The following is a 1,199-nucleotide window of genomic DNA, read 5'->3' on the forward strand; positions in this document are numbered from 1 at the left end:
CCATAGTTCAGTATAAGGGAGCGCATTAAAAACGTCATAGCGAGCCTCTGAGAGCGTCTGAAGGGTATTGCTGTAATGAAGGTGCAAGGGGCGCGCAGCGACCGCGTAGCGGCTTGCCCTTGCACCGTGATAAAAGCAGGACGCTTTTGCCCCGCGGTCGGGTGAACCCGACCGCCTGCCTAGCGGCGAGCGAGGGGTGCAGGGGGCTTGCTCCCTGCTGGGGGCGGTGGGGGCAAAGCCCCCACGAAACCCCTTGAAGTGGCGGTCGATGATTCTGCCGCTAATACAAGATAAGAGTGAAAAAAGGGGTAAAAACCTGTAATGCCTTGATATTACTGAATTTATCGCTATTTTGCTTGATATGATTTTTGGTAAATCTTGATATGATTTTTGATAACATTGAGTATGATTGACTTATATAATTCGATATGATATTATCATATCAATATCAAGCAAGGAGGAAAAACAAATGGCAGTAACCCGCAAGAAAGTCAAGGTAGTAGGAACAGAAACTTATATCAAGCAGGATACTGGAGAACTGCGAGAAATGCAGGTAATTGACATTGAGGAGCGCGACGCTAATTTTCATAAGCTCTGGCTCGGTCATATTTTGAACAGTATCGACCTTATCGGAAACCAGAAAACGCGCCTTGCTTTCTGGATTCTCGACCATCTGGACAGCAATAATCTTCTGCCAATGACACAGAGGCAGATAGCCGATAAAAGCGGTATCAGCTATCAAACGGTATCGAGGACACTACAAGCACTAATCGACAGTAACTTCTTGCAACGCATCAATCAAGGCGCATATCGCGTAAACCCAGACGTATTATTCAAGGGCGGGAAGAACGCAAGAATGAACGTGCTGCTGCAATATCACGACGCAGCAGCCGAAGGGGACGGCTCGAACGATTCCGCAGCCATTCCTGAAGAACAATACGAGGTATTCGCAGAGCAAAAAGCAAGCTGACTTGAATCCGATCGGCGCCGATGTGCGCCGATCTATTTTTTTTATCCGCCCATCGCGGCGGATCAGCGAACGAAGGTGAGCGGCAAAAATCGCCCGATACAATCGGGCGCGAACGGCGTTTCAGATTCTGAAATGCATAAGTGAGCTTCGAGCAATTCTGCTCGAAGGTGTGCACGAGTTTTTCGCGGCTGCGAGAAACTCCTAAGTGCACATCGAAAACGCATAGAAA

Annotated in this window: 1 protein-coding gene; it reads left to right on the forward strand. The window is 48.4% G+C overall.

What is annotated here, in order from left to right:
• The first annotated feature begins 469 nt into the window (after positions 1 to 469).
• Positions 470 to 970 (forward strand): replication/maintenance protein RepL, encoded by a 501-nt coding sequence (locus HMPREF9334_RS11240; RefSeq protein ID WP_006693589.1) that lies wholly within the window; start codon positions 470 to 472, stop codon positions 968 to 970.
• Positions 971 to 1,199 lie beyond the last annotated feature (229 nt).

The sequence above is a fragment of the Centipeda infelix ATCC 43532 genome (assembly GCF_000234095.1).
Lineage (GTDB): Bacteria > Bacillota > Negativicutes > Selenomonadales > Selenomonadaceae > Centipeda > Centipeda infelix.